Here is a 25,701-nt window from a genome sequence, read left to right on the forward strand (position 1 = left end):
GCTGTTCAGGTCGGGTGCTCTCACCTCAACCCACCGCGGGCCACCGTCACCCGGTGACCCCGAGAGCGCCCTTCGGCTCGTCGAAAGGCTCTCGGCTTCCATGCCTTCCTCACCTTCCCTGTACGACTCCTCGTCCCGCTCCTCGTTGGTCTCCGCGCTGCGCGCGGCCGGCTGTGTCTTCGCCGAGGACGAGGCGGAGCTGATCCTCGCCACCGCGCGCACCCCGCAGGAGGCCGCCGCCATGGCGGACCGGCGCGTGGCCGGACTTCCCCTCGAACTCGTCCTCGGCTGGGCCGAGTTCGCCGGCCTGCGGATCACCGTCGAACCCGGCGTGTTCGTGCCGCGCCGGCGCACCGAGTTCCTGGTGCGACAGGCCCTCGCCGAAGTCCCGGACGCCCGGGTCGTGGTGGACCTGTGCTGCGGCTCGGGCGCGCTCGGCGCCGCCCTGGCCGCCGCCCTCGGCCCGGTCGAACTGCACGCCGCCGACATCGACCCGGCCGCGGTCGCCTGCGCCCGCACCAACACCGCCGCCGCGGGCGGCCGCGTCCACGAGGGCGACCTCTTCGAGGCGCTGCCCGCCCAACTGCGCGGCCGGATCGACATCCTGGCGGCCAACGTGCCCTACGTCCCCACGGGCGAGGTCGGCCTGCTGCCCGCCGAGGCCCGCGAGCACGAACCCCTCGTCGCCCTAGACGGCGGCGCCGACGGCCTCGACGTCCTGCGCCGCGTCGCCACCGAGGCACCCCAATGGCTGGCCCCCGGCGGGCGGTTGCTGGTCGAGACGAGCGAACACCAGGCGCCGGCGGCCATCGAGGCCTTCACCGCCGCCGGGCTCACCACCCGCCTGGCCGTCGACGAGGACCTCTACGCCCGGGTGGTCATCGGCACGCGCACGGGCTGAGCCCGCACTTCACCGACAGGCCCCGCTCGGCGAGGCCGGACGCTCCCGCCGCGGGCGTCCTTCCTCGCCCCGGAGGTGAACGACGTACCGCCCCTGTGCGTCGTAGAAGCACCACACCGCCGGTCCCAGGGGGAACCATGCGCACCCGTACCGCTCAACTCCTGTGTCTCATCGCTGTACTGGCCGCCGGGTGCGGCCAGGGACACTCCAGCGGCGGCGGCGGCGGTGACGACGGCGGCGGCCAGGCCGGGAATGGGGACGCGGACCGGCGGGCCCGGCAGGTCGCCGCGGCCTGGGACGGCTCGGACGCCGCCGAGGCGTGGCGGCGCGGCTTCCATCCGATGGCCGACCTGGTCCAGCTGCCCGACCACGCCTTCCGCACCGCCGCCGACAAGGAGGCGTACCAGATGCAGAACTTCGCGCTGCGCGGCCGACTCCCCACCGCCGCGGCGCAGAAGGGCACGGTGAAGTGGGGCGACGGCCGTGCGCTCACCCTGCCGATGATGGACGCGCGCGAGGGGTTCGGGACGCTGGACCGCTACAGCGGCGAGGGCCCGGAACTCGTGGTCACCGGGGCGCGGCTCGGCCGGACGGAGCTGGCCACCAGCCGGGGCCCGGCGACCGTCCCCGCCTGGCTGTTCACGATCCGGGGCTACGGCACTCCGCTCGAGCGCGTCGCCCTGGCCCCCTCCGAGGCGCCCGAGTCGCCGATCGGGCCCGCGGCGGAGGTGCCGTCCGACGTCCTGTGGCCACTGGAGCAGGTGAAGGAGACGGCGCAGGACGGGCGGTCCGTCACCGTGCTCGCCGGGCACGGTGAGTGCGACGACGGACCGGCCGTGGACGTGCTGGAGACCGGCGGGTCCGTCGTGCTGTCCGGGTCGATCCGCAATCCGAGCGAGGGGGACTGCCCCGACGTCCTCAAGATCACCAAGGTGACCGTGACGCTCGCCCGGCCGCTCGGCGACCGGGTGCTGCTGGACGCGTTCACCGGGCGTCCGGTGCCGTACGGCACCGAGTTCGGGCGGAACCCGAGCTGGGACTGAACCCTCTCACTCCGCCTCGCGCGCGCGGGCGATGAGCAGCGCCACGTCGTCGTGGTTGTCGGGGTGGTGCAGGGTGCGCACCAGCAGGTCGCAGACCTCGTCCAGCGGGCGGGTGGGGCCGTGCAGCAGGGCGAGCAGGGTGTCGAGGCGCTCGTCGAGGGAGTGGCGGCGCGTCTCCACCAGGCCGTCGGTGTACAGGACCAGTTCGTCGCCCGGGCAGAAGTCGAAGGTGGTCGTCGTGAAGGCCACGCCGCCCACGCCGAGCGGCGCCCCGGTGGGCAGGTCCAGCAGGACGGGGTCCGTTCCCCGGCGCACCAGCGCGGGCGGCAGATGGCCCGCGTTGGCGATTCTGCACTGGCCGAGCTCCGGGTCGTGGACGGCGTACTGGCAGGTGGCGATCGCCTGGTCCAGGCCCGCCGTGATGCGGTCGAGGTGCTCCAGGAGCAGCGCGGGGTCGAGGTCGAGGCCTGCGAGCGTGGTGGTGGCCGTGCGCAGCCGGCCCATCGTCGCGGCGGCCGAGATGCCGCTGCCCATCACATCGCCCACGACGAGCGCGGTCTTGCCGCCGCCCAGCGGGATGACATCGAACCAGTCGCCGCCGACCTCGGTGGTGGCGCCCGCCGGCTGGTAGCGCGAGGCGACCTGGAGGCCTCCCGTCACCGGCGGATGGCTGGGCAGCAGACTGCGCTGCAGGGTCAGCGCGGTGTCGCGGGCGTTCTGGTACCAGCGGGCGTTGTCGATCTGCACGGCCGCCCGGGCGGCCAGTTCCCGGGCGAGCAGCACGTCGTCCTCGGTGAACGGCAGCGGGTTGCGGGTGCGTTTGAGGTCCAGGGCGCCCAGCACCTCACCGCGGGCGATCAGCGGCACCGCGAGGTAGGAGTGGACGCCCGCGCGGGCGAGCTGCACGGCCGCCTCGGGGGAGCGGGCGATCCTCGGCAGGTCCGCCGCCTCCACGTGCGGCAGCAGCACGGGATGCCCTGAGCGCACGCACTCGGTCACCAGCCGGTCGGGGCCGTAGCGGGCCACCTGCCCGGGCGGGTCGGCCGCCTCCAGCGCCAGCGGTGAGCGGTCGGCGCGCACGGCCAGCGCCCGGATCACGGCCGCCTCGGACGGGCCGAGACGGGTGCGCCGGCCCGCCACCACCGCGTCCAGCAGATCCACGGCCGCGACATCGGCCAGCTCGGGGACGGCCACGTCCGCCAGCTCGCCCGCGGTGCGGTCCAGATCCAGCGTGGTGCCGATCCGGGCCGAGGCGTCCGCGATGAGGGCCAGCCGCCGCCGGGCCGCCTCCGCCTCGACGCCCGCCCGGTGCTGCTCGGTGACGTCCACGACCGACACGGCGACGCCGAGGACCGTCTCCAGGGCGTCCTCCAGCCGGTACAGCGACACCGACAGGACGTGGTCCTCCTCCGGGTCGGCCGGGATCCGGCCCACGACCGTCCGGTCCACCACCGGCCGCCCGGTCGCCAGCACCTCGCGGGCCGCGGCGTGCAGGCCCTCGACGTCCATGTGGGGCAGCACCTCGCGGGCGGTGCGGCCCAGGTGCTCCTCGGCGGGGACACCGTTGATGCGCTCCAGCGCCGGGTTGACGGAGACGTAGCGCAGGGTCGTGTCGAGCACCGCCAGACCGATGGGGGACTGGGCGACCATACGGGTGGACAGCGCCACGTCCCGCTCCAACCGGCGCACCGTCGTCTGGTCCGCGCACAGGCCCAGGGCGTAGGTGTCGCCGCGGTCGTCGAGCAGCCGCATGTTGCGGAACTCCACCAGCCGGGTCGAGCCGTCCTTGTGGCGCACGGGGAAGGCCCCCGCCCAGCCCTGACCGGTGGCCATGACGTCGGCGAACAGCTTGACGACCACATCCATGTGCTGCTCGTGCACCATGACCTGGGCCGCGTAGCGTCCGAGCGCCTCCTCGGCCGAGTAGCCGAACAGCTCCTCGGCCTGCGGGCTCCACAGCACGATGCGGCCCTCGTCGTCCAGGACGATCGAGGCCACGCCGATGACGTCCAGCAGTCCGCTGGGCCGCACCGGACCGCGGACCGGTTCTCCGCCCGCTGTCACGGGAGGTCCGGCTGCACCCATCGCACGCACCGCCTTCGCCCGTCCTCACGGCACGTAGTCCCCCGTGCCGACTCCCCATGCCGTACCACGCTCAACCATCTCTCTTACGCCACCGCGTCCCTCTCCACCATCCCTCAGGATCGGCCGAGTCGTCCTGGGATGCACGGGCCGGGCGCGTCGGAGGGGCTTCCTTCGGGTCTCGGTGGTCTGCGTTGTTGGTCTGTACATGACCACCGACCGCGGTCAGACTGTCCGCCGAGCGGAACTCCACCCCCCTACCGAGGAGCCGACGCGCATGCGCCTGCCTGCCCGGCAACGCCGCCACGCCCTGCTGACCGGACTCGTAGCCCTCACCACCACCGCCGTACTGTCCGCGGCGCCGCCGGCCGCCGCCGCGGACACCTGGACGGAAGCCGGCTCCGACCGCGCCCGTCCGCTGACCGAGAGCCAGGGCCTGACGTCCGTCGAGGTCCCCGCCGGCAGCCCCAACCGCTACACCGGCATCGGCACCATCCCGCTGGACGTCTCGAGCCGGGGCTGGAACCACGTCGGCGACCCCGACGCCTCCTACGACGGCTTCTACGTCGAGCCGTACCAGCGCGACTCCGGCGGCGCGAAGATGTTCCGCGTCCAGGCGCCCGGCGGCACCTGGTCGGAGTACGTGCATACGCTGAGCCCCGGCGAGGCCGCGAACAACTCCTGGGCGGCCATCGCCCCGGACGGCCAGTGGATGCTGTCGGGGGAGTGGGGCACCATGACGCGCCTGCTGGTGTTCCCGACCCCCGGCGTCAACCCGGCCACCTCCCCCTCGGCGAACCTCCCCCAGGCGGCCACCGTCCACCTCGACCACGCCGTACGCGACCTCCAGGGCTGCGACTTCTCCGGCCCCACCACCCTCCTGTGCTCCTCCGACGACCCCGAGGGCACCCTCTTCGGCCTCACCAAGCCCCTGCTCCAGATCGACCTCTCCGCCCCGGCGGGCCCTTCCGACATCTCCGGCCACGTCACGGCCCTGCGCCAGCTCCCCCTGCGCAGCGGCTGCTCCGGCTCCTTCGAGACGGAGGGCATCGACTACGACCGCCGCAGTGGAACCCTCCGGGTGATCGTGATGTCCCCGGGCTTCTGCATCCTCACGGACAGCAAGACCTACCGATTCGTGCGGGGTTAGAGCAGAGGCGCCCTGAAGGGGCGCGGGGAACTGCGCGAGTAACCACCACGGACCCGCAGCCGCCGGAAAATGGTGGTTTTCTAGGTGATGCGGCGCATATCGCGGGGAACCCGCGACCGTGCCGCCGCCCACGAGAGGAGCCCCCACGATGGACCGCGAGCGACAGCACGAGGAGTCCGTCTCCGTAGAGATCAGCGGTTGCAGCAAGGAAGACGCCCGCATCGTCTTCGACGCCCTCTGCGCCTGCTTCGAGTCGGACCGCGGCAGCGACGACGTGCCGCAGCAGCTGCACGAGACCCGCCCCATGGTCTGGCTCGGCACCTTCGAGGTCACCGACGCCCACACCTGCCCGGCGCCCGCCCGGCTGTCGTCCACCGTCGAGGTCGACGCCCAGGGCGGCTACTGGGCGATCGACCGCCTGCGCAAGACCCTCGACCCCCTGTTCACCGTGCGCGACCTGTCCACCGCCTCCGGCGACCAGGAGCGCGAACTGCACGTCCTGCTCGAAGGGCGGTGACCTCGGCCACAACGCACCCGGCCCTGTTGTGCAACTAGTTGCATAATCCGTGCGCGGTCCTCTACAACTACGAGGACGACACCGCGCACGGAGGGCCCGATGAGCCGTTTTCCCCACCTGCTGAGCCCGCTCGACCTGGGTTTCACCACGCTGCCCAACCGCGTCCTGATGGGCTCGATGCACGTCGGCCTGGAGGAGGCCGAGAACGGCTTCGAGCGCATGGCCGCGTTCTACGCCGAGCGCGCCCGCGGCGGCGTCGGCCTCATCGTGACCGGCGGCATCGCCCCCAACGAGGAGGGGCGGCCCTGGGGCGGCGGCGCCAAGCTCACCACCGCGGCGGAGGCCGAGGAGCACAAGGTCATCACGGACGCCGTGCACCGCGAGGGCGGCCGGATCGCCATGCAGATCCTGCACTTCGGCCGGTACGCCTACCACGAGGACCTGGTCGCCCCCAGCCCCCTCCAGGCGCCGATCAGCCCCTTCCCGCCCCGCGAGCTGACCGACGCCGAGGTCGAGCGGACCATCGACGACTACGCCCGCGCCGCCCGCCTCGCACAGCAGGCCGGCTACGACGGCGTGGAGATCATGGGCTCCGAGGGCTACCTCATCAACGAGTTCATCGCACTGCAGACCAACCACCGCACCGACCGCTGGGGCGGCGCGTACGAGAACCGCATGCGCTTCCCCGTGGAGATCGTCCGGCGCGTGCGCGAGGCCGTCGGCGAGGACTTCATCCTCATCTACCGGCTCTCGATGCTGGACCTCGTGCCCGGCGGCTCCACCCTCGACGAGGTCATCACCCTCGCCAAGGCGGTCGAAGAGGCCGGTGCCACGATCATCAACACCGGCATCGGCTGGCACGAGGCCCGTATCCCCACCATCGCCACCTCCGTGCCGCGCGGCGCCTACACCTGGGTCACCAAGCGGCTGATGGGCGAGGTGTCGATCCCGCTGGTCACCACCAACCGCATCAACACCCCCGAGCTGGCCGAGCAGTTGCTCGCCGACGGCACCGCGGACATGGTGTCGATGGCCCGCCCGATGCTCGCCGACGCCGCGTTCGTGAAGAAGGCCGCCGAGGGCCGCTCCGAGGCCATCAACACCTGCATCGGCTGCAACCAGGCCTGCCTGGACCACACCTTCAGCGGCAAGATCACCTCCTGCCTGGTCAACCCGCGTGCCTGCCACGAGACCGAGCTGGTGCTGTCCCCGACCCGGCGGCGCAAGCGTGTCGCGGTCGTCGGCGCCGGCCCGGCGGGCCTGGCCTGCGCGGTCTCCGCCGCCGAACGCGGCCACGAGGTCACGCTGTTCGACGCGGCGAGCGAGATCGGCGGCCAGCTCAACGTCGCCCGACAGGTCCCCGGCAAGCAGGAGTTCGACGAGACCCTGCGCTACTTCCGCCACCGCCTGGCCGAGGAGAAGGTGGACGTCCGCCTCGACACCCCTGTCGCGGAGGACGACTTGGGCGACTTCGACGAGGTCGTCGTCGCCACCGGCGTCACCCCCCGCACCCCTGAGATCCCCGGCGTCGACCATCCGAAGGTCGTCGGCTACCTCGACGTGCTGCGCGACCGTGTGCCCGTCGGCGAGCGGGTCGCCGTCCTCGGCGCGGGCGGCATCGGCTTCGACGTGGCCGAGTTCCTCACCGACGGCGGCGACAAGGCGAGCGAGGACCCGCAGACGTACTTCCGCCAGTGGGGTGTCGACATGGACTACCAGGGCCCCGGCGGCCTCGCCGCCCCCGAGCGGCCCGCCCCGCCGCGCACGGTCCACCTGCTGCAGCGCAAGACCAGCAAGGTCGGCGCCGGACTCGGCAAGACCACCGGCTGGATCCACCGCGCCGAGCTCAAGCACCGCGGCGTGACCATGGTCCCGGGCGTGCGCTACGACCGTATCGACGACGCCGGACTGCACATCACGGTCGGCGAGGAGAGCACGGTCCTGGAGGTCGACACCATCGTGCTGTGCACCGGGCAGGAACCGCGCAGGGACCTGTACGAGGCGCTGGTCGCGGCCGGCCGCAGCGTGCATCTGATCGGCGGCGCGGACGTCGCGGCGGAGCTGGACGCCAAGCGCGCGATCCTGCAGGGCACCGAGGTCGCGGCCGCCCTCTAGGGGGCGTCCCTAGGATGACCTCATGTCACTCCCGCACGCGATCCTGACCGCCCTGGTGGAGAAGCCGTCCTCCGGCCTCGAGCTGACCCGCCGGTTCGACCGGTCGATCGGCTACTTCTGGTCGGCGACGCACCAGCAGATCTATCGCGAGCTGGGAAAGCTGGAGGCCGAGGGATACATCCGGGCCCTGCCGAGCGAGCAGCCGGCCCGCGGGCAGAAGAAGGCCTACGAGGTCCTGCCCGCGGGCCGCGCCGAACTGGCCCGCTGGACGGCCGCGCCGCAGGAGCCGAAGGCGCAGCGCGATCCGCTGCTGCTCAGGCTGCGCGCCGCGGCCGTCGTCGGCACCGACGGCATCGAGGCCGATCTGCGCCACCATCTCGTCCTGCACCGGCGGCAGTTGGCCGAGTACGAGGAGATCGAGAAGCGCGACTTCCCGCCCGGCAAGGACAGCACGCAGGACCGTCTCCAGCATCTGGTGCTGCGGGCCGGCATCGAGTTGGAGACCTTCTGGACGCGGTGGCTCACCGACGCCCTGGAGGAGTTCGAGCGGCTGCCCGAGGGGGAGTGACCGCGCTCAGAGCCGGTACGGCTTCGAACGCCGCCGCAGGAACCACACCGTGGCCCCCGCGCCGAGGGCGACGAGCGCGCCACCGCCGACGAGGGTGATGGTGCCGTAGTCCCTGGAGCCGCCGCCCAGACCGCCCATCACACCGCGCGACGGCGAGGCCGTGGCGGAGATGGTCGGCGTGGAACCGGACGAGACGATCACGGACTGGGTGCCCGCGGTGGAGCCGTTGGCGCACACCACGATCACCGTGTAGGTGCCCGGGCTGACGCCCGACCACGCGGCCGACTGCAGGGCGCTGCTTCCCGACAGCGCCACCTGCCGGCCCTGGGCGAAGTTGGCCTGGCTGCTGGTGAGCAGCGAGGCGTTGCCCCAGCTGCCGTTGATCTGCTGGGCACAGGCACTGGTCGTGACCGACACCGTGGAGCCGTTGGTGCTCACCGAGATGCCGGTGCCGGCCTCGGCGGGCCCGGCGGCGAGGGCGAGTGGCAGCGCGGCGGCGGCTGCCGCTGTCAATCCGCGCAGAAGGGGCGTTGAGTAGGGCATGGAAGTGTCCTCCGGCGGCACGGTTGGCGGTACATCCCTTGCGCCGCCTGGGGTCGGGGAACGCCCGTGCTGCCTCAGGGTCAGCCAAGGCCCGACCGGCCCGCACCGCACTCCGGCCGCCGCCGGCCAGGTGACGGATTACCCCGTCCGGCCCACAGCCGCCGAAGCCGGGCAGGGCGCCGGCCCGCGTCGTCTCTCAGTCGTTCGACTCCGTGATCACCGTGCGCTCCGCCGACAGCGCGCCCCAGGTGCCGTCGGGCAGCCGCGCCCGCAGGCGCACCCGGTGTGCCACGCCCGCCGTCCGGCCGACGTAGAAGCTGTACGACGCCCGGTCCCGGGGCGCCTGCCCGCCGAAGACGAGCGAGGTGGCCGCGCGGCCGTCCAGCTGGACCTCGTACTCCGTGACCACCCCGTCGGCGCGCGGCGGCAGCCACGACAGGTCGAGGTAGTACGCCCCGTCCTCCGCCCGGTGCGTCACCGCACGGAAGCCCGCCGGGGCGGTCGCAGCGCCCTCGTCGGCGCCCGGAGCGGTGGTGAGCCGTACGGCACCGCTCGCGGGGGAGAGGTTGTCGGCGGCGTCCCGGGCCCGGACGGTGAAGGTGTAGCGGGTGCCGGGCCGCAGCCCGGTGACCACCGTGGCGGTCTGGTCCCCGCCGACGCTGTGGATCTTCGTCCCCGACTGGTGGACGTCGTACGACACCACCTCCCGGTCGTCCGTCGAGGCGCTCCAGAACAGCTGGACCGCCCGGCTGCCGACGGCCTTGCCGCGCAGCGAACCCGGGCGGGAGGGGGCGGAGGTGTCGGCCGCGACGGCGGCGGGGGTCGTCGCCCGGACCTGCCGGCTGCTGGGGCCGAGGCGCCCGTCGCCGTCGCGGGCGCGCACCGAGAAGACGTACGACGTGCCCGGCCTCAGCCGCGTGACGTCCACCATGTGCCGGTCGCCGGGGACCTCCTGGACCTTGGTGCGGCCGCGGTACACCTCGTACGCCGTGACCGGGGGCTCCCCGGCGACCCGGTTCCACATCACGTGCACGCTGGTCGCGCTGCCGGCCGCCGCGGTGACGCCCGTCGGCACACCCGGGGGCCGTTCCCCGCCGGTCTCCCGCGCACAGGCGCTCACCAGCAGCAGCGTGCCGCACAGCAGCGCGGCGGGAACGGGAACGCGTCGCACGGCTCTGCCTCCCGGGACGGGCACGCGGCAATGGTACGGACCAATATGGCGTGCCTGACGCGACCACATCAAGAGGGGGGTGTTGGCGGGCCCGCCCGGGAGTTACGTATGCTGTGCCTCCTTGTGGCCGAACTCTCCCTACAGGACGGGGAGTTCAGGTCCGTGGCGCGGAACCGCTGTCGTCGCTGATCCCCGCGCCGGCGGCCGGGGCCCGCGGCCGTCGACAGGCCGCGGGCACCCGGTCCCCGCCGGACGCCGAGCCGTATGGTCCGTTCCCTGCCGTGCCGTACACCCCGTCCGGCCCCCTCGGAATGGCCGCGTCCCCGAAACGGCATCAGATTGGGCTGAGTGTCCGTCAGACCGCCCAGGAGAGGGACCTCTATCGTGCGTGTCCAGTCGCTGACGCTGGCCGCGGCGAGCGCCGCTCTGCTCGCCCCGACGACGCAGCCCACCCCGGCCACCGCCCCCGTGGGCCTGCCCGGACCCTCGGCGGTGCGCGCCGACGCCCCCGTGCGGGCCGCCGACCTGCTGGAGCGGGTGCGCGTGTGCGAGGCCGTCTCGCGCGGCCGCTACCGCACCGACAGCGGCAGGCCCGCCACGGTCCCCGTCTGCGGCACGAAGGAGGCCGTCTTCTGGAAGGCGGACCTGGACATCGACTGCGACGGACAGCCCACCCCCCACTGCAACAGCCGTACCGACCCCTACTTCTCGCCCAGCACGGCCTACTCGCAGTCCGACGGCCGCCCGCTGGACGCCGAGCGGCTGCCCTACGTCGTGGTGCCGGTGCCGAGCCGGATCTGGGACCACCGCGACCACGGGGTGCGCGGCGGGGCGGTCGCCGCGGTGATCTACCGCGACCGTGTGCAGTACGCCGTCATCGGCGACGCGGGCCCGTACGACCTCATCGGCGAGGCCTCCTACGCCACCGCCCGGGCGCTCGGCATCAACCCGGACCCGCACGGCGGCGGCACGCCCTCGGGCGTCACCTACATCGTCTTCAAGAACTCCCGGGCGACGCCCCTGGAGAGCCGGGACGCCGCCGTGGAGACGGGGGAACGGCTGGCCCGGCAGTTCGTGCGGGGGAGCGGGGGCCGGGAGTGATCCCCGGCCCCGTCCCGTGTCAGGCCTTGCGGTAGTCGTACGCCTCCGAGGCCGCAGCCGCGACCGCGTCCAGGCCGGCGCCCGTCGAGGCAGTGACCACCGCCGCGACCGCGCCCTCGACGAACGGGGCGTCGACCAGCCGGGTGCCGTCGGGCAGTTCGTCGCCCTCGGCGAGCAGCGCCTTGACCGTGAGCACGGCGCTGCCCAGGTCGGTGAGGACGGCGACCCCGGCGCCCCGGTCCACCGAGGCGGCCGCGGCGGCGATCAGCTCGCTGCTGGTGCCGAGGCCGCCGTCCTCGGTGCCGCCCGCCGCAGCGACGGGCACGGACGCGCCGCCCCCGGCCAGCCCGCGCGCCAACTCGGCCACCGACGCGGCCACCTGCGCGCTGTGCGACACCAGCACGATGCCGACCAGCTTCTCGTCACTCACCGGCGGCCTCCACGAGTCCCGCGATCAGCAGGGACGCCGAGGTCGCCCCCGGGTCCTGGTGCCCGATGCTGCGCTCCCCGAGATAGCTGGCCCGGCCCTTGCGTGCCTGGAGCGGAGTCGTCGCCTCGGCGCCCTGCTCGGCGGCCGTGCGGGCCGCGGCGAAGGACTCGCCGAGCGCCTCCACCGCGGGCAGCAGCGCGTCGATCATGGTCTTGTCGCCCGGCGCCGCACCCCCGAGCTGCATCACCGCCTCGACACCGGCGCGCAGGGCGTCGGCGAATTCCTGCTCACCGACCTCCGGCGCGTCCCCGAGCGCCTTGCCGGTGCGCCGCAGCAGCGTGCCGTACAGCGGCCCCGAGGCGCCGCCGACCGTCGAGATGAGCTGCCGCCCGGCGAGGATCAGCACCGCGCCGGGTGTGCCGGGCGCCTCCTTCTCCAGGGCGGTGTCGACGGCCCGGAAGCCGCGCTGCAGATTGCTGCCGTGGTCGGCGTCCCCGATGGGGGAGTCGAGGGCCGTGAGCCGCTCCGCCTCCCGGTCGACGGACGCGGCCGTCGCCGTCATCCAACGGCGGAAGAAATCGGCGTCGAGCACAAGATCTCCTTGCCTGGTAGGTACGTTGCCGCCCGCTGTCTCACATGCCCCAGCGGAGCGCGGCCGTGCTGACGGGGGCGTCCCACAGTCGCAGCAGCTCCTCGTCGACCTGACACAGCGTCACCGACGCGCCCGCCATGTCCAGGGAGGTGACGTAGTTGCCGACCAGGGTGCGCGCCACGGGGACACCCCGCTCGCCGAGCACCCGCTGCACCTCGGCGTTGAAGCCGTACAGCTCCAGCAGCGGCGTCGCGCCCATGCCGTTGACCAGGACCAGCACCGGATTGCGGGGCCGCAGGTCCTCCAGGACCGCGTGCACCGCGAAGTCGGCGATTTCCCCGGAGGTCATCATCGGCCGCCGCTCCCGGCCCGGCTCGCCATGGATGCCGATGCCCAACTCCAGCTCGCCCGGCGGCAGATCGAAGGTGGGGCTGCCCTTCGCGGGCGTGGTGCACGCGCTGAGCGCCACACCGAAGCTGCGGGAGCACTCGTTCACCTGCCGCGCGATCGCCTCCACCCGCTCCAGCGGCTGCCCCTCCTCGGCGGCCGCGCCCGCGATCTTCTCCACGAACAGCGTGGCGCCCGTACCGCGCCGCCCGGCCGTGTAGAGGCTGTCGGTGACCGCCACGTCGTCGTCGACGAGCACCTTGGCGACCTGGATGCCCTCGTCCTCGGCGAGTTCGGCCGCCATGTCGAAGTTCAGCACGTCACCGGTGTAGTTCTTCACGACGAACAGCACGCCCGCCCCGCTGTCGACGGCCGCGGCCGCCCGCACCATCTGGTCCGGCACCGGCGAGGTGAACACCTCCCCGGGACACGCCGCCGACAGCATCCCCGGCCCCACGAACCCACCGTGCAACGGCTCATGCCCCGAGCCGCCCCCGGACACCAGCGCGACCTTCCCGGCGACGGGGGCGTCCCGCCGTACGATCACGCGGTTCTCCACGTCGACGGTCAGCTCGGGGTGAGCAGCGGCGACACCGCGCAGGGCGTCGGCGACGACTGTCTCCGGAACGTTGATCAACATCTTCATGGGTACCTCCTAGTGAACCCCGCCCGTCCGCAGTATCGACCTTGAGGCAGCGAAGGTCACGCCGCGGGCGGTTTCGACGCCCATGGGGAGGAAACCCCGGGAAACGGAAGATGCCCGTCACCCCGCGATGCGCAGATGGGACATGCACATGAAGGCTGTGGTGTGGCACGGAGTCGGGGACATCCGTCTCGACAGTGTTCCGGAACCCAAGATCCAGGACCCGTACGACGCGATCGTGCGGATCACCACCTCTGCCATATGCGGCACCGACCTGCACTTCGTGCGCGGCACGATGCCCGGGATGCAGGAGGGACGCATCCTGGGACACGAGGCGGTCGGCGTCGTGGAGGAGACAGGCGCGGGAGTGCGCAACTTCCGTCCGGGCGACCGCGTGGTGGTGCCGTCCACGGTGGGGTGCGGGACGTGCAGCTACTGCCGTGCGGGCTACTACGCCCAGTGCGACAACGCCAATCCCCAGGGCCCGCAGGGCGGCACCGTGTTCTTCGGCGGGCCGGAGGCGGCGGGCGGGCTGGACGGCCTGCAGGCCGAATACGCCAGGATCCCGTTCGCGCACGTCGGACTGGTGCCCCTGCCGGACACCGTGGACGAGGCGCAGGCGATCCTGCTGTCGGACATCTACCCCACGGCCTGGTTCGGAGCCCGGCTGGCGGAGGTCGGGGACGGGGACACGGTGGCCGTCGTCGGCGCAGGCCCCGTCGGGCAGGCCGCCGTCGCCTGTGTCCGCCTTCAGGGAGCGGGACGGATCATCGTGGTCGACGGCGTGCAGGACCGGCTGGAACTGGCCCGCGCCCAGCACGCCGAGGTGATCGACTTCAATGCCGAGGACCCCGTCGAGGCGGTGCGTGACCTGACCGGAGGCATCGGCGTCGACCGTGTCATCGACGCCGTGGGCGTGGACGCCCAGCGCCCTTCGCAGGGACCAGCCGCCGACGCGGCGCGCGAGCAGTCCGAGCAGTTCGACCACGAACGCGCCGAGGCCGCGCCCGACCAGAACCCGGACGGGGAGACCTGGGTGCCGGGGAACGCGCCGACCCTGGCCGCGCGGTGGTCGGTGCAGATGGCGGCGAAGGCCGGGACGATCGGGACCGTCGGCGTCTATCCGCCGCAGGTGCAGCACTATCCGTTCGGTGAGGCGTTCATGAAGAACCTCACCCTGAAGTCCGGCAACTGCAACCACCGCCGCTACCTGTCCGAGCTGGTCTCCCTGGTGGCGGAAGGCCGGCTCGACCCGACCCCGCTGGTCACCCGCTGGGGCGGCGTGGACAGCGCGGTGGAGGCGTACCGGCGCTTCGACCGGCGGGAGGCGGGCTGGACCAAGGTGGCCCTCGGCGTGGCCGACGAGGGCGCCGTCGCTCCCGGCCTCGGCGAGGCCGCCGGCACCGGCGCGGCCACCACCGCGGGCACGCCCGGCCCGTCCGCCGAGGAATGACGGACCCGCGGGACGATCGGCTTCAGGCCACGGGCGCGGCTCAGGACAGCACGCGATAGGTCACGTGCGTGACCAGGCTCGACGCACGCGACGACACCTGCTCCAGCCTCAGTGCGGGCACGCCCTCGAACAGCCGTGTGCCGGCGCCGAGCGTGAGCGGCACGATGTGCAGGCGCACCTCGTCGACCAGTCCGGCGGCCAGGTACTGATTGATGGTGGTGGCGCCGCCGAGCACCGCGACGTCCCCGTCGCCGGCCGCCGCGCGTGCCCGCGTCAGCGCCGAGGCGATCCCGTCGGTGACGAAGTGGTACGTCGTCCCGCCCCGCATCGGCTGCGGCTCGCGGGCGTGGTGGGTGAGCACGAACACCGGCGAGTGGAACGGCGGATCGTCGCCCCACCAGCCGTTCCACGGCCGATCCCACGCGCCCCGCACGGGGCCGAACATGTTGCGCCCCATGACGAACGCGCCGGCGGCCGTCATCTCCTCGACCTCCGCCCTGTTCTCGTCGGGGGTGTCGAACATCCAGGCGTGCAGCCGGTCGCCCGAGCCGTCGCCCCCGTCGTCGCCGAACGGGCGCTCCTCGGTCTGGTTCAGGCCGGCGGAGTACCCGTCGGCCGAGATCGTGATGTTGCAGATCACCTTGCCCATGCCCTCGGTCATCGCCCCAGCATGGAACACGTCCACGGGCTCGGGCGGTACTGCCGCGCCGCGGGCGCTTCCCATGTTATCGATGCCATCTGATCGCACGCCCGCGTGGCAGCGGCCTCCCGTCAATAGCGATGTGGTCGATATCATCGACGGCACACCGGAGGCGGAGAGGCACTCATGAGCAAGCGCAGCGACGGCAAGGAGACGCGTCCGCCGGGCATGGTGGACGTCGCCCGGGCGGCGGGTGTCTCGCCGCAGACCGTCTCGCGTGCCCTGGCCGGCCACCCCAACGTCCAGGAGAAGACCCGCGCCAAGGTGCTGGCTGCCGTCGAACAGCTCGGCTACCGCCGGAACAACGCCGCGCGCATGCTCTCCTCGGGCCGCAGCCGCACGATCGGCGTCGTCACCCTCCAGACCAACTTCTACTCCCGGGCCGCCGTCACCACCGGCATCGAGCACGCCGCCCACGACGCCGGCTACACCGTCAGCACCGCCACCACCACGTCCCTCGACACGTTCGCCATCGAGAACGCCCTGTCCCGGCTGGTCGACCAGGACGTCGAGGGGATCATCCTGTCCGTCCCCCTGATCCACACCAGCCGCCGCATCGAGCAGCTCACCCGCGCCACGCCGACCCTCACGATCGACGGCTCGCGCACCGACGCCACGGAGGTCGTCGCCGTCGACCAGACCCTGGCCGCGCGCCTGGCCACCGAGCACCTCCTGGACCTCGGCCACGAGACGGTCTGGCACATCGCAGGCCCCGACGAGTGGCTCGAGGCAGGGCAGCGCCGGGACGGCTGGCGCGCGGCACTGGAGGCCGCCGGGCGCCCGGTGCCGCCGCCCCTCGAAGGCGACTGGACTCCGGCCTCCGGCTACCGCAACGGTCTCGTCCTCGCACGCATCCCCGACCTCACCGCGATCTTCGTGGCGAGCGACGAGATGGCCTTCGGTGTGATCAGGGCGCTCCACGAGGCGGGGCTGCGCGTACCGGAGGACGTCTCCGTCGTCGGCTTCGACGACATCGAACTGGCCGAGTACTGCTCACCCTCCCTGACCACCATCGCCCAGCCCTTCCAGCACATGGGCCGGCTGGCCGTGACCCACCTGCTGCGCCACATCGAGGACCCCGGCACGGTCCCCGAACCCCACACCGTCGCACCGCGCCTCATCGTCCGCGCGAGCACCGCTCCCGCGCCCGCCCGCTGACCCCTCGGAGCGGCCCTCCGAGGCGCCCCGCGTGCGTCACCACGTCTCCTCTTCGACGGCGCTCTCCCGAGGCGCCCCGGTGCCCGCCACCTCGGCGCGCGACCGCTGGGCGAGCAGCGGGAAGACGAGGACGGAGATCATGGCGGCGCCGACGAGTGCCGCCGCCTCCGAGGTCCGCAGGACCTTCTCGTCCAGGCCGATCGTGGTGATGGCCACGACGAGGGGCAGACAGGTCGAGGCGTACAGCGCGAGGGCCTTGCGATCGGTGCGGCCCAGGTCCCGGGGTGCGAGGACGTACGCCGGGAGACCGCGCACCACGAGGAACAGGAGAAGGAAGACCGGCAGCAGGAGCAGCGCCCGCCCGCCGTCGAGCAGCGCGGCGAGGTCGAACTCGATCCCGGTGACGACGTAGAACAGCGGCACCAGGAAGCCGAAGCCCATCGCCTCCACCTTGCCGAGCACCTCCGTGCTGCTGTCCGGCGCCGCGCCGTGCAGCACCAGACGGGTGAGCAGGCCCGCGGCGAAGGCGCCGAGCAGGATGTCGAGGCCGAAGGCGTGGGACAGGGCCAGCATCGACACCAGCAGCAGCATCACGAAGCGGACCGCGAACTGGCCGCTGGAGTGCAGCGTCTTGGCGATGACCTGAGAGAACCACGGCGGCCGCGGCCGCATCGCCCAGAACAGCGCGGCCGCCGTGACCAGCGAGAACCCGATCAGCAGCAGCGAGGACCGGCCGATGTCCCGTCCGCTCAGCAGCAGCGAGACGGCCAGGATCGGCCCGAACTCGCCCACCGCGCCGAAGGCCAGCATCACCGTGCCGAACCGGCCGTGCAGCACGCCCGAGTCCCGCAGGAGCGGCAGGACCGTGCCGAGGGCGGTGCTCGTCAGGGCCGTACCGACGACCATGCTCTTGGACACGTCGGCCCCCGTCACCGCCAGCGCCAGGGCGAGCCCCGCGACCAGCGCCACCAGCCACGCCCACACCGCTCGCCGGAGGGTGTCGCCGCGCACGGCGGCGAACTCGATCTCGTACCCGGCCAGGAAGATCAGCATCGACAGACCGAGATCGGACAGGGAGTCGATCAGCTGGTCCTCGTGCGCCCAGTCCAGCAGGTGCGGTCCGATCAGGATGCCGAGGACGATCTCGAAGATCACCAGGGGGACGCGGATCCAGCGGCCCACCGCGTGGGCCAGCAGGGGCGCGAGGACCGCGACGGCCATGATGAGGATGAGGGTGGCCGGATACGACATGACGCTTCAGCCGCGCTCGCCCGCAGCCCTGCCCCGCACCAAGGCGCACGGGCCGGCTTGCTTCTCCCGACCCTGGCCGAGAGGCCCGACGACGCCGCGCGGCGCGGAGAAGCGGGGCGAGCGGGGGGCGCGGCACCGGGCGGGCACCCCCTCGGCGGAGGCCGGCGTACGGGTCCGGAGGGGAGGGCAGCGGCGCATCACGCGGGCACCTTTCACCGGGAGACGGGGCCAGACCGGTTCCACGCACCTCCACCCTCCCGGTACGCCACCGGCGGGGCCAACCGGGACTGGGCCGGGGAGGTGACGCAGGGACCGGCCGCACGGAGCCCGGCCGGCAACGCCGACCGTGGAGGTGACGCCAGGCCCGGCCGCACGGAGCCGCCGACAACGCCCGAGCAGATCCGGGCGAGAGGCGAGAGGCGAGAGGCGAGAGGCGAGAGGCGAGAGACGAGAGGCAAGAGACGAGAGCTGAGCGCAGCGCCCCCGCGGACTCACCCCTCCACGAGCCGCCCGATGACCTCCTCGCACCACTCATGGCTGACCAGCGCATCCCCCGCGTCGAGGCGCTCGCCCGTCCGCACCGCGTCCAGGAAACGCCGGCACATGCCCTCGAAGCCGCGGCGCCGGCCGACGGGCTCCCAGTCGGAGCCGCGGCGCAGGGCGGGTGCGCCGTCGTGGTCGATGACGTCGGTGAGGTTGACGACGTCGAGGCGGTGGTCGGCCCCGGCCGTCTGGAGGACCTCGCCCGCCGAGCCGCCGGCCCGGTTCATGACGGCGAGGCCGGTGAAGCCAGGAGCCGTGGCGCGCAGGACCACATGGTGCAGCAGCCCGTCCTCGACCTTGCCGTGAGCGTCGAGGCCGACCTCCTCGGGGGCGAGCATGCGCAGAGTGTCGACGAGGTGGATGAAGTCGTCCAGCACGATGGTGCGTACGTCGCCGGTCCGGGCCCGCCGGTCCTTCTGCAGGACGACGAGATCGCGCGGGTCGTCGAGGGCCGCCAGGTAGGCGGGGGCGTGGCGGCGGTTGAAGCCCACCATCAGGGACCGGCCGCGTTCCCGGGCCAGTTCCACCAGGCGGCGGCTCTCGTCCAGCGCGTAGGACAGCGGCTTGTCGACCAGGACGTCGACGCCCGCGTCGAGAAGCCGGCTCACGATGGCGTGATGCTGCTCCGTGGGCGCGTGCACGAAGGCGGCCCGCACGCCCGAGGCGATGACCGCGTCCAGGTCGGTGAACAGGTGCCGGACCCGGTAGGCGCCGCCGAGCCGGGCGAGCTTCTCGGGGTCCCGGGTCATGAAGTGCAGGTCGATGTCCGGCAGCGCCCCGAGGACGGGCAGGTACGCCTTCTGCGCGATGCTGCCGAGACCGATCACCGCCACCGGCAGAGCGCCGTCGGCCGGCGTGTGTGCCTTCGTTCCCACTGTGCGACCCCTTCACTGACATGTCTAGACCACTGGGCACCCTATCGTCACGCCTCCTCCCACCCCAGCTCCGTGTACGGTCGGCCCTCCCGGATGCCCTCGATCGCGGCGCGCGTGTACGCCACCAGCGGCACCGGCAGTGCGTCCACGGGCCACCACGACCAGCCGAGGCACTTGTCCGGCTCCATGACCCGCGGTTCGCCCTCCCAGTGCCGCGCCCGGAAGACGAGCTGCATCCGGGGCTGCGTACCGGGGCCGTCGGTGACATGGACGGCGTGCACGAACTCCACGTCCCGCGCCGTGACGACCAGCCCGGCCTCCTCCTTCGCCTCCCGGATCAGACAGGCGACGGCGGACTCCTGCTCGCAGTGGCCGGCCAGGAAGTGGTACGTCGACGGCGCGTAGGGCGACTCGGGGTGCCGCAGGCCCAGCAGGGTCTTGCCGTCCCGCTCCAGGTAGAGGTGGACGCCGATGACGTTCGGGACGGTCCGTGAGCCGACTCTGCGCACGTGGATCACGGGCAGCGGGTCCTCGGTACGGCCGCCCGCCGCCTGATGGTGCCGGAGGACCGCCGTGGTGCCGGGGTCCATCGTCAGCCACCGGGTCTGCTCGAACTCGGTCCAGCGCAGCATGATCCCCTCGGTGAGGGGGAGCGCGGCGGCATCGCCGTTCCAGGTGCCGAGGTAGACGCGGACCCGGCTGACGGTCAGGTCGCTGTCGTCGGTGATCTCGACCGTGGCGAACGGCGCCAGATCCGCGACGCGCAGTCCGGCCTCCTCCAGCAGCTCGCGCGCGATCGTCTCGTCGAGGCTCTCCCCGGGCTCGGGGTCCCCGCCGGGCAGGCCCCACTGTCCGGCGCTGTCGATGTTCTTGTGGGCGTCGCGCAGGTGCAGCAGATAGCGGCCGTCGTCATCGACCAGCAGGGCGGCGGTGGTTGTGCGCACATGCGGTGCGGTCAAGGTCATCCTCCTGGGTCCGGGTCGCGGTCCATGATCCCGCTTCGGCGTGGGAGGGAGAAGTGCCTTGACGCGTCTCGTGTTACCGGTAACACTGCGCGGGTGACCTCACCCCCGACCCGGCCGCACCCCGGCCCTGCCGCCGCCGCCCCCGTGGACAGCCCAGCCCCCGTGGACAGCCCGTCCCCAGGGGACAGCCCGGCCCCGGTGTTCAGCCCGGCCGCCGTGGTCGCCTCCTGTGCCGGCTTCGTGCTGATCGGCGCGCTCCAGGCGCTGTACGGCCCCGCGATCCCCGCGCTGCGCAGGGAGTTCGGGCTCTCCCCGTCGGCCGCCGGGCTCGCGCTCAGTGCCCACTTCGTGGGCGGTGTCGCCGGCGTGCTGCTCTTCGACCGGCTCCACGGCAAGCTCACGGCCCGGCGCATCCTGGGCGCCTCCTACGCGCTGATGGCGATCGGCGCGGCAGGGTTCGCCCTCGCCCCGAACTGGCCGCTCGCCCTGGTCACCGCCCTCCTGGCGGGCCTCGGCTTCGGCGGCATCGACTACGGCCTCAACCAGCTGTTCGCCACCGGCTTCGGCCGCCGCTCGGCGGCGATGCTGAACATCCTCAACGCCCACTTCGGCATCGGCGCGATCCTCGGCCCCGCCCTCATCGGCGCGGTCGGCGCGAGCCACTACCCGGCGGTGTTCCTCGCGTTCGCGCTGGCCAATCTGCCGCTGCTGCTGTGCCTGAACGGCGTACGGGACCGGGCGCCCGGCCCGGCCGACGACGGGCCGGGCGAGGCCGCCGGACCCGGTGCGCTGCGCCGCAGTCTCGCCTCGGTGCTCGGCGTGTTCGTGGCCCTCTACGTCCTGCACGTCGGCATCGAGGCGGGCGTCGGCGGCTGGGAGCCGACCCATCTGGAGGCCGTCGGACACGGCGCGGGGGCCGCCGCGACCGCCACCTCCGTGTACTGGCTGATGATGACCGTCGGCCGGTTCCTCGTCGCGCCCCTCGCGCTGCGCTTCAGCGCCCCCGCCCTGATCACCGTCTCCTGCACGGGCATGACCGGCTGTCTGCTGCTGGCCGGTGTGCCCGCCCTCGCGCCCTACGCGTACGCCGGCGTCGGCCTGTTCATCGCGCCGATCTTCCCCACCGGCCTGCCCTGGCTGCACCGGGCCGCGCCGCGCGCCCGCCGGGCGGGGGCGGTCGTCATCGCCGCGTCCATGACCGGCGGGGTCGCCGCCGGACCCGCGCTCGGCAAGGCCATCGAGTGGTCCGGCATCCGCTCGGTCCCGCTGCTGCTCGCCGCCGTGTCGGCGGTGTGCCTGGCGGCGACCGGCTGGCTGACGTACGCCACCAGATCCCCTCGTGCCACCCACTGACCCTTGGAAGGACTTCTCCCATGCCCGCCCTGACCACCACCGCCGACGGCTTCCTGCTGCACGGCGAACCGTTCCGGATCGTCTCCGGCGCGCTGCACTACTTCCGCGTCCATCCCGGCCAGTGGGCCGACCGGCTGCGCAAGGCCCGGCTGATGGGCCTCAACACCGTGGAGACGTACCTGCCCTGGAACCTCCACCAGCCCGACCCCGACGGCCCGTTGATCCTCGACGGCATCCTCGACCTGCCGCGCTACCTCGCCTTGGCGAAGCAGGAGGGCCTGCACGTCCTGCTGCGGCCCGGCCCCTACATCTGCGCCGAGTGGGACGGCGGCGGGCTGCCCGCCTGGCTCACCGCCGACCCGGACATCCGGCTGCGCAGCAGCGACCCGCGCTTCACCGGCGCCATCGACCGCTACCTCGACCTGCTGCTGCCCCCGCTGCTGCCGCACCTGGCCGCGAACGGCGGCCCGGTGATCGCCGTACAGGTGGAGAACGAGTACGGCGCGTACGGCGACGACACCGACTACCTCAAGCACCTGCACGAGGGCTTCCGATCCCGCGGCGTCGAGGAACTGCTGTTCACCTGCGACCAGGCCGACCCCGCCCACCTCCAGGCGGGCGGGCTGCCCGGCACCCTCGCCACCGGCACCTTCGGCAGCCGGATCGAGCAGAGCCTGGCCCGGCTGCGCGCCCACCAGAGCGAAGGCCCGCTGATGTGCACCGAGTTCTGGGTCGGCTGGTTCGACCACTGGGGCGAGCCGCACCACACGCGCAGTGCCGCCGACGCGGCCGCCGACCTGGACCGGCTGCTGTCCGCGGGCGCCTCCGTCAACATCTACATGTTCCACGGCGGCACCAACTTCGGCTTCACCAACGGCGCCAACCACGACCACGCCTACGCGCCCGTCGTCACCTCCTACGACTACGACGCCCCGCTCACCGAGCACGGCGACCCCGGCCCCAAGTACCACGCCTTCCGTGAGGTCATCGCCCGCCACGCCCCCGTCCCGGCCGAACCGGCCCCCGCACCCGCCCCCAAACTCGCGCCGTTCACGGTCGAGTTGACCCACCGTGCGCCCTTCCTGCCGTACGCCGTGCGGACCACGGAACCCGTCGGCGCCGAAACCCCGCTCACCATGGACGAGTTGGGACAGCCGGCCGGATACGTGCTGTACCGCACGACCGTCCCCGAGGCGGGGGACGGGCTCCTGCACTTCACGGGCGGCGTCGGCGACCGTGCCCAGGTCTTCCTGGACGGCGCGCCCGTCGGGGTCCTGGAGCGCGAACGGCACGACGAGACGCTGGCCGTGCGCGCCCCGCGCCCCGGCGCCGCACTGGACGTGCTGGTGGAGAACCTGGGCGGCGTCAACTACGGGCCGCGCATCGGCGCCCCCAAGGGACTGCTCGGACCGGTGACGTTCGACCGGACCCCGCTGCACGGCTGGTCCTGCCACCGGCTGCCGCTCACCGACGTCACCGGGGTGCCGTTCGAGCCGTCCGACCGGGCCGACGACCATGAGCCCGCCTTCCACCACGGCACCTTCGAGGTGACCGAGCCCGCCGACACCTTCCTCGCCCTGCCCGGCTGGACCAAGGGCCAGGCCTGGATCAACGGCTTCCACCTCGGCCGCTACTGGAACCGTGGACCCCAGCGCACCCTGTACGTCCCCGCGCCCGTCCTGCGGGCCGGGCGCAACGACCTGATCCTGCTGGAACAGCACGCCACCACCGCGCGCCGCGCCCAGTTCACCGACACGCCCGACCTCGGACCGGAGAAGCCCTGATGCCCCACCTCGTGCGCGTGCCCGCCCCCGCCGGACCCCCGGCGACCGGTCACCTGCCCTTCGCCGACGCGCCCGGCGTCGCCGACCCGATCGAGGTCACCAGCCGCTGGCTCACCCGCGGCGGACGCCCCTGGTTCCCCGTGTCCGGCGAGTTCCACTACTCCCGCCACCCCGCCCGCGACTGGGAGGAGGAGCTGCTGAAGATGAAGGCGGGCGGCGTCACCGTCGTCGCCTCCTACCTCGTCTGGATCCACCACGAGGAGCGCGAGGGCCGGCTCCGCTTCGACGGCGACCTCGACGTGCGCCGCTTCGCCGAACTGTGCGCCCGCCACGGCCTGGACTTCGTCCCCCGCATCGGCCCCTGGGTGCACGCCGAGGTCCGGGGCGGCGGCCTGCCCGACTGGCTGCTCGCCCGCACTTGCGTCCCGCGCACCGACGACCCCGCCTACCTGGAGCCCGTACGGGCCTGGTTCACGGCGATCGCCGGCCAACTGCGCGGCCTGGACCGGGCCCACGGCGGCCCGATCGTCGCCGTCCAGATCGAGAACGAGCTGTACGACCAGCCCGGCCACCTCGCCACCCTGAAGCGGATGGCGCAGGAGGCAGGCCTGAGCGCCCCGCTGTGGACGTCCACCGCGTGGGGCGGCGTCCAGCTCCCCGGCGACGAGCTGCTGCCGCTGTACGGCGGCTACCCGGAGGCCTTCTGGACCGAGGCGGACGGCGGCTGGCCCGACACCTGCCGCAAGCACTTCTTCTTCACCCACCAGCGCGACGACGAGGGCATCGGCGCCGACCTGCGCCCCACCACCGTGCGCGGCGGCGACTCCGAGGCCCACGCGGACCGCTTCCCCTGGGCCACCTGCGAGCTGGGCGGCGGCATGGCCGTCGCCTACCACCGGCGCCCGCGCGTGGAGGCCGCCGACATCGGCGCGCTCGGCCTCACCAAGATCGGCTGCGGGTCGGTGTGGCAGGGCTACTACATGTTCCACGGCGGCACCAACCCGACCGGCGAGCTGAGCACCCTCCAGGAGTCCCACGCCACCGGCTACCCGAACGACCTGCCGGTCCTGACGTACGACTTCCAGGCCCCGCTCGGCGAGTTCGGCCAGCTCCGCGACTCCTACCACGAGCTGCGCCTCCAGCACCTGCTGCTGGCCGACTTCGGCGACCGCATCGCGCCGCTCGCCTCGGTGCTGCCCGAGCGGCAGCCGGCCGGACAGTCCGATCGGGACACCCTGCGCTGGGCCGTCCGCGCCGACGGCACCTCGGGCTTCCTCTTCGTCAACAACCACCAGCCGCACGAGCCGCTGCCCGCCCACCCGGAGGTGTCCTTCACCGTCGAGTTCGCCGACGCGCCCGCCCTGACCCTGCCCAGCACCCCGGTGACCGTCCCCCAAGGCGCGTACTTCTGCTGGCCGTTGCGACTGGACGTGGCCGGAGTGCGGCTCGACTGGGCCACGGCTCAGCCCGTCTGCCGCCTCGACGACGACGGCCGTACGGTCCTGGTCCTGGCCGCCACCGACGGCATCGCACCCGAACTCGCCCTGGACGCCGACACGGTGGACTCCGTCACCGCCCCCAGCGGGGAGGTCGTGCCCGTGGGCGACCGGGTCCTCGTCACCGGACTGCGGCCCGGCACCGACGCGCTCGTCGAGGTCACCACCCCCGGCGGCGACCGGGTCGGGCTGCTGGTCCTCGACGCGGCGACCGCCCGCACCGCCTACCGGGGACACGCCTGGGGCGCGGAGCGGCTGGTGCTGGCCGAAGGCGCCGTCGTCTTCGACCACGACGAGGTACGGCTGCACAGCCCGGCCGCGCAGCCCTCCCTCGCCGTGCTGCCCGCGCCCGGCAGGCCCCCGGCCGGCGCGCTGAAGGCCACGGCCGACGGGGTCTTCACGCGCTACACCCTGCACGGCGCCGAGGCCCACCCCGCCACCGAGCTGCCCGTCACCCTCGTACGACCGGCCGGTCCGGCGCCCGAGCCCCGGACCGGCGTCCAGGGACGGGCGAGCGCCCCCGCCGACTCGGCGTACGACACGGCCGCCGCCGAGTACCGCGTGGACGTGCCCGACGGCCTCCGCGACCGGCCCGGCCGCACGCTGCTGCGCGTGCACTGGAGCGGGGACGCGGCGCGTGCATACGTGGGGGATGTGCTGGTGGCAGATCAGTTCTTCTCCGGCCGTGTCTGGGACATCGCCCTGGACCGGCTCCCTCCCGGCCCGCTGCGGCTGAAGGTGCTGCCCCTGCCGGGCGAGGCCCGGGTGTACGTGCCCGGTCGTGAGCCCGGGACGCCGATCCCCGCCGAGGTCAGCCGGGTGGAGGTGATCACCACCCGCACCTGGGGCCTGACCGCCGGGTGACCGGCCTATCCTGTGG

General features: G+C 73.3%; 22 protein-coding genes. 12 read left to right on the forward strand and 10 right to left on the reverse strand.

Going from position 1 to position 25,701, the window contains the following annotated elements:
* The first annotated feature begins 100 nt into the window (after positions 1-100).
* The gene (locus RKD23_RS34100; protein ID WP_424857206.1) at positions 101-901 is read left to right on the forward strand and encodes a putative protein N(5)-glutamine methyltransferase; all 801 of its coding nucleotides are present in this window, start codon (positions 101-103) and stop codon (positions 899-901) included.
* Between the two features lie 137 nt (positions 902-1,038).
* Complete coding sequence (locus tag RKD23_RS34105) at positions 1,039-1,944, forward strand: hypothetical protein (protein ID WP_424857207.1); 906 nt, start codon at positions 1,039-1,041, stop codon at positions 1,942-1,944.
* A 6-nt stretch (positions 1,945-1,950) separates the two neighbouring features.
* On the opposite strand, the gene RKD23_RS34110 is transcribed toward RKD23_RS34105, so the two are convergent.
* Positions 1,951-4,029, reverse strand: coding sequence for a SpoIIE family protein phosphatase (locus RKD23_RS34110; RefSeq protein WP_424857208.1), 2,079 nt, complete (start codon positions 4,027-4,029; stop codon positions 1,951-1,953).
* A 274-nt stretch (positions 4,030-4,303) separates the two neighbouring features.
* On the opposite strand from RKD23_RS34110, the gene RKD23_RS34115 reads away from it, so the two are divergent.
* The 4 genes from RKD23_RS34115 to RKD23_RS34130 all read left to right on the forward strand — a co-directional run bounded on the left by RKD23_RS34115 (position 4,304) and on the right by RKD23_RS34130 (position 8,376).
* A complete protein-coding gene (locus RKD23_RS34115) occupies positions 4,304-5,176 on the forward strand; it encodes a hypothetical protein (RefSeq protein WP_424857209.1) in 873 nt (290 codons plus the stop codon).
* A 148-nt stretch (positions 5,177-5,324) separates the two neighbouring features.
* Positions 5,325-5,693, forward strand: coding sequence for a hypothetical protein (locus RKD23_RS34120; protein ID WP_424857210.1), 369 nt, complete (start codon positions 5,325-5,327; stop codon positions 5,691-5,693).
* Positions 5,694-5,792: 99 nt separating this feature from the next.
* Positions 5,793-7,808 (forward strand): FAD-dependent oxidoreductase, encoded by a 2,016-nt coding sequence (locus RKD23_RS34125; RefSeq protein ID WP_424857211.1) that lies wholly within the window; start codon positions 5,793-5,795, stop codon positions 7,806-7,808.
* 22 nt (positions 7,809-7,830) lie between these two features.
* Complete coding sequence (locus RKD23_RS34130; RefSeq protein ID WP_424857212.1) at positions 7,831-8,376, forward strand: PadR family transcriptional regulator; 546 nt, start codon at positions 7,831-7,833, stop codon at positions 8,374-8,376.
* 6 nt (positions 8,377-8,382) lie between these two features.
* Here the strand turns inward: RKD23_RS34130 and RKD23_RS34135 are convergent, their stop codons facing one another.
* Entirely contained in the window at positions 8,383-8,919 is a 537-nt protein-coding gene (locus RKD23_RS34135; protein ID WP_424857213.1) for a hypothetical protein, read from the reverse strand.
* Positions 8,920-9,115: 196 nt separating this feature from the next.
* Complete coding sequence (locus RKD23_RS34140) at positions 9,116-10,090, reverse strand: fibronectin type III domain-containing protein (RefSeq protein WP_424857214.1); 975 nt, start codon at positions 10,088-10,090, stop codon at positions 9,116-9,118.
* A 384-nt stretch (positions 10,091-10,474) separates the two neighbouring features.
* Between RKD23_RS34140 and RKD23_RS34145 the strand changes: the two genes are divergently transcribed.
* The gene (locus tag RKD23_RS34145; RefSeq protein ID WP_424857215.1) at positions 10,475-11,191 is read left to right on the forward strand and encodes a glycoside hydrolase family 75 protein; all 717 of its coding nucleotides are present in this window, start codon (positions 10,475-10,477) and stop codon (positions 11,189-11,191) included.
* A 19-nt stretch (positions 11,192-11,210) separates the two neighbouring features.
* Here the strand turns inward: RKD23_RS34145 and RKD23_RS34150 are convergent, their stop codons facing one another.
* The 3 genes from RKD23_RS34150 to dhaK are packed head-to-tail and all read right to left on the reverse strand — an operon-like array spanning position 11,211 to position 13,246.
* Positions 11,211-11,621 (reverse strand): PTS-dependent dihydroxyacetone kinase phosphotransferase subunit DhaM, encoded by a 411-nt coding sequence (locus RKD23_RS34150; protein ID WP_424857216.1) that lies wholly within the window; start codon positions 11,619-11,621, stop codon positions 11,211-11,213.
* Positions 11,614-12,213, reverse strand: coding sequence for a dihydroxyacetone kinase subunit DhaL (dhaL, locus tag RKD23_RS34155; protein ID WP_424857217.1), 600 nt, complete (start codon positions 12,211-12,213; stop codon positions 11,614-11,616). The genes RKD23_RS34150 and dhaL overlap by 8 nt, the downstream gene beginning before the upstream one ends.
* Positions 12,214-12,253: 40 nt before the next feature.
* Positions 12,254-13,246 carry a dihydroxyacetone kinase subunit DhaK gene (dhaK, locus tag RKD23_RS34160; RefSeq protein ID WP_404038784.1) on the reverse strand — a complete coding sequence of 331 codons (993 nt, stop codon included), beginning with the start codon at positions 13,244-13,246 and terminating at the stop codon, positions 12,254-12,256.
* A 148-nt stretch (positions 13,247-13,394) separates the two neighbouring features.
* Between dhaK and RKD23_RS34165 the strand changes: the two genes are divergently transcribed.
* Positions 13,395-14,696 carry a zinc-dependent alcohol dehydrogenase gene (locus RKD23_RS34165; protein ID WP_424857218.1) on the forward strand — a complete coding sequence of 434 codons (1,302 nt, stop codon included), beginning with the start codon at positions 13,395-13,397 and terminating at the stop codon, positions 14,694-14,696.
* A 40-nt stretch (positions 14,697-14,736) separates the two neighbouring features.
* Here the strand turns inward: RKD23_RS34165 and RKD23_RS34170 are convergent, their stop codons facing one another.
* On the reverse strand, positions 14,737-15,357 hold the full coding sequence (locus RKD23_RS34170) for a dihydrofolate reductase family protein (protein ID WP_424858397.1): 621 nt from the start codon (positions 15,355-15,357) through the stop codon (positions 14,737-14,739).
* 165 nt (positions 15,358-15,522) lie between these two features.
* Between RKD23_RS34170 and RKD23_RS34175 the strand changes: the two genes are divergently transcribed.
* Positions 15,523-16,554, forward strand: a complete 1,032-nt coding sequence (locus tag RKD23_RS34175) for a LacI family DNA-binding transcriptional regulator (RefSeq protein ID WP_424857219.1) — start codon at positions 15,523-15,525, stop codon at positions 16,552-16,554.
* A gap of 36 nt (positions 16,555-16,590) precedes the next feature.
* Here RKD23_RS34175 and RKD23_RS34180 read toward each other — a convergent pair whose 3' ends face one another.
* The 3 genes from RKD23_RS34180 to RKD23_RS34190 form a co-directional block, all read right to left on the reverse strand.
* Positions 16,591-17,805: a cation:proton antiporter gene (locus RKD23_RS34180; protein WP_424857220.1), complete on the reverse strand. Its 1,215-nt coding sequence runs from the start codon at positions 17,803-17,805 to the stop codon at positions 16,591-16,593.
* 491 nt (positions 17,806-18,296) lie between these two features.
* A complete protein-coding gene (locus tag RKD23_RS34185) occupies positions 18,297-19,187 on the reverse strand; it encodes a Gfo/Idh/MocA family protein (RefSeq protein WP_424858398.1) in 891 nt (296 codons plus the stop codon).
* A gap of 83 nt (positions 19,188-19,270) precedes the next feature.
* On the reverse strand, positions 19,271-20,188 hold the full coding sequence (locus tag RKD23_RS34190; protein ID WP_424857221.1) for an NUDIX hydrolase: 918 nt from the start codon (positions 20,186-20,188) through the stop codon (positions 19,271-19,273).
* A gap of 198 nt (positions 20,189-20,386) precedes the next feature.
* Between RKD23_RS34190 and RKD23_RS34195 the strand changes: the two genes are divergently transcribed.
* The 3 genes from RKD23_RS34195 to RKD23_RS34205 are packed head-to-tail and all read left to right on the forward strand — an operon-like array spanning position 20,387 to position 25,685.
* Positions 20,387-21,541: an MFS transporter gene (locus RKD23_RS34195; protein ID WP_424858399.1), complete on the forward strand. Its 1,155-nt coding sequence runs from the start codon at positions 20,387-20,389 to the stop codon at positions 21,539-21,541.
* Positions 21,542-21,561: 20 nt separating this feature from the next.
* Positions 21,562-23,325, forward strand: coding sequence for a glycoside hydrolase family 35 protein (locus RKD23_RS34200; protein ID WP_424857222.1), 1,764 nt, complete (start codon positions 21,562-21,564; stop codon positions 23,323-23,325).
* Complete coding sequence (locus RKD23_RS34205; RefSeq protein ID WP_424857223.1) at positions 23,325-25,685, forward strand: beta-galactosidase; 2,361 nt, start codon at positions 23,325-23,327, stop codon at positions 25,683-25,685. The genes RKD23_RS34200 and RKD23_RS34205 overlap by 1 nt, the downstream gene beginning before the upstream one ends.
* The last annotated feature ends 16 nt before the right edge of the window (positions 25,686-25,701 follow it).

It is taken from the genome of Streptomyces sp. SAI-170 (assembly GCF_049739565.1).
In the GTDB taxonomy this organism is placed as follows: domain Bacteria; phylum Actinomycetota; class Actinomycetes; order Streptomycetales; family Streptomycetaceae; genus Streptomyces.

Coding starts and splice junctions, on each gene's coding strand:
- RKD23_RS34180 (WP_424857220.1), bottom strand. CDS start 17,805: ATGTCGTATCCGGCCACCCTCATCCTCATCATGGCCGTCGCGGTCCTC.
- RKD23_RS34115 (WP_424857209.1), top strand. CDS start 4,304: ATGCGCCTGCCTGCCCGGCAACGCCGCCACGCCCTGCTGACCGGACTC.
- RKD23_RS34200 (WP_424857222.1), top strand. CDS start 21,562: ATGCCCGCCCTGACCACCACCGCCGACGGCTTCCTGCTGCACGGCGAA.
- RKD23_RS34190 (WP_424857221.1), bottom strand. CDS start 20,188: ATGACCTTGACCGCACCGCATGTGCGCACAACCACCGCCGCCCTGCTG.
- RKD23_RS34120 (WP_424857210.1), top strand. CDS start 5,325: ATGGACCGCGAGCGACAGCACGAGGAGTCCGTCTCCGTAGAGATCAGC.
- RKD23_RS34105 (WP_424857207.1), top strand. CDS start 1,039: ATGCGCACCCGTACCGCTCAACTCCTGTGTCTCATCGCTGTACTGGCC.
- dhaK (WP_404038784.1), bottom strand. CDS start 13,246: ATGAAGATGTTGATCAACGTTCCGGAGACAGTCGTCGCCGACGCCCTG.
- RKD23_RS34170 (WP_424858397.1), bottom strand. CDS start 15,357: ATGACCGAGGGCATGGGCAAGGTGATCTGCAACATCACGATCTCGGCC.
- RKD23_RS34135 (WP_424857213.1), bottom strand. CDS start 8,919: ATGCCCTACTCAACGCCCCTTCTGCGCGGATTGACAGCGGCAGCCGCC.
- RKD23_RS34205 (WP_424857223.1), top strand. CDS start 23,325: ATGCCCCACCTCGTGCGCGTGCCCGCCCCCGCCGGACCCCCGGCGACC.
- RKD23_RS34125 (WP_424857211.1), top strand. CDS start 5,793: ATGAGCCGTTTTCCCCACCTGCTGAGCCCGCTCGACCTGGGTTTCACC.
- RKD23_RS34175 (WP_424857219.1), top strand. CDS start 15,523: ATGAGCAAGCGCAGCGACGGCAAGGAGACGCGTCCGCCGGGCATGGTG.
- RKD23_RS34130 (WP_424857212.1), top strand. CDS start 7,831: ATGTCACTCCCGCACGCGATCCTGACCGCCCTGGTGGAGAAGCCGTCC.
- RKD23_RS34110 (WP_424857208.1), bottom strand. CDS start 4,029: ATGGGTGCAGCCGGACCTCCCGTGACAGCGGGCGGAGAACCGGTCCGC.
- RKD23_RS34100 (WP_424857206.1), top strand. CDS start 101: ATGCCTTCCTCACCTTCCCTGTACGACTCCTCGTCCCGCTCCTCGTTG.
- RKD23_RS34165 (WP_424857218.1), top strand. CDS start 13,395: ATGAAGGCTGTGGTGTGGCACGGAGTCGGGGACATCCGTCTCGACAGT.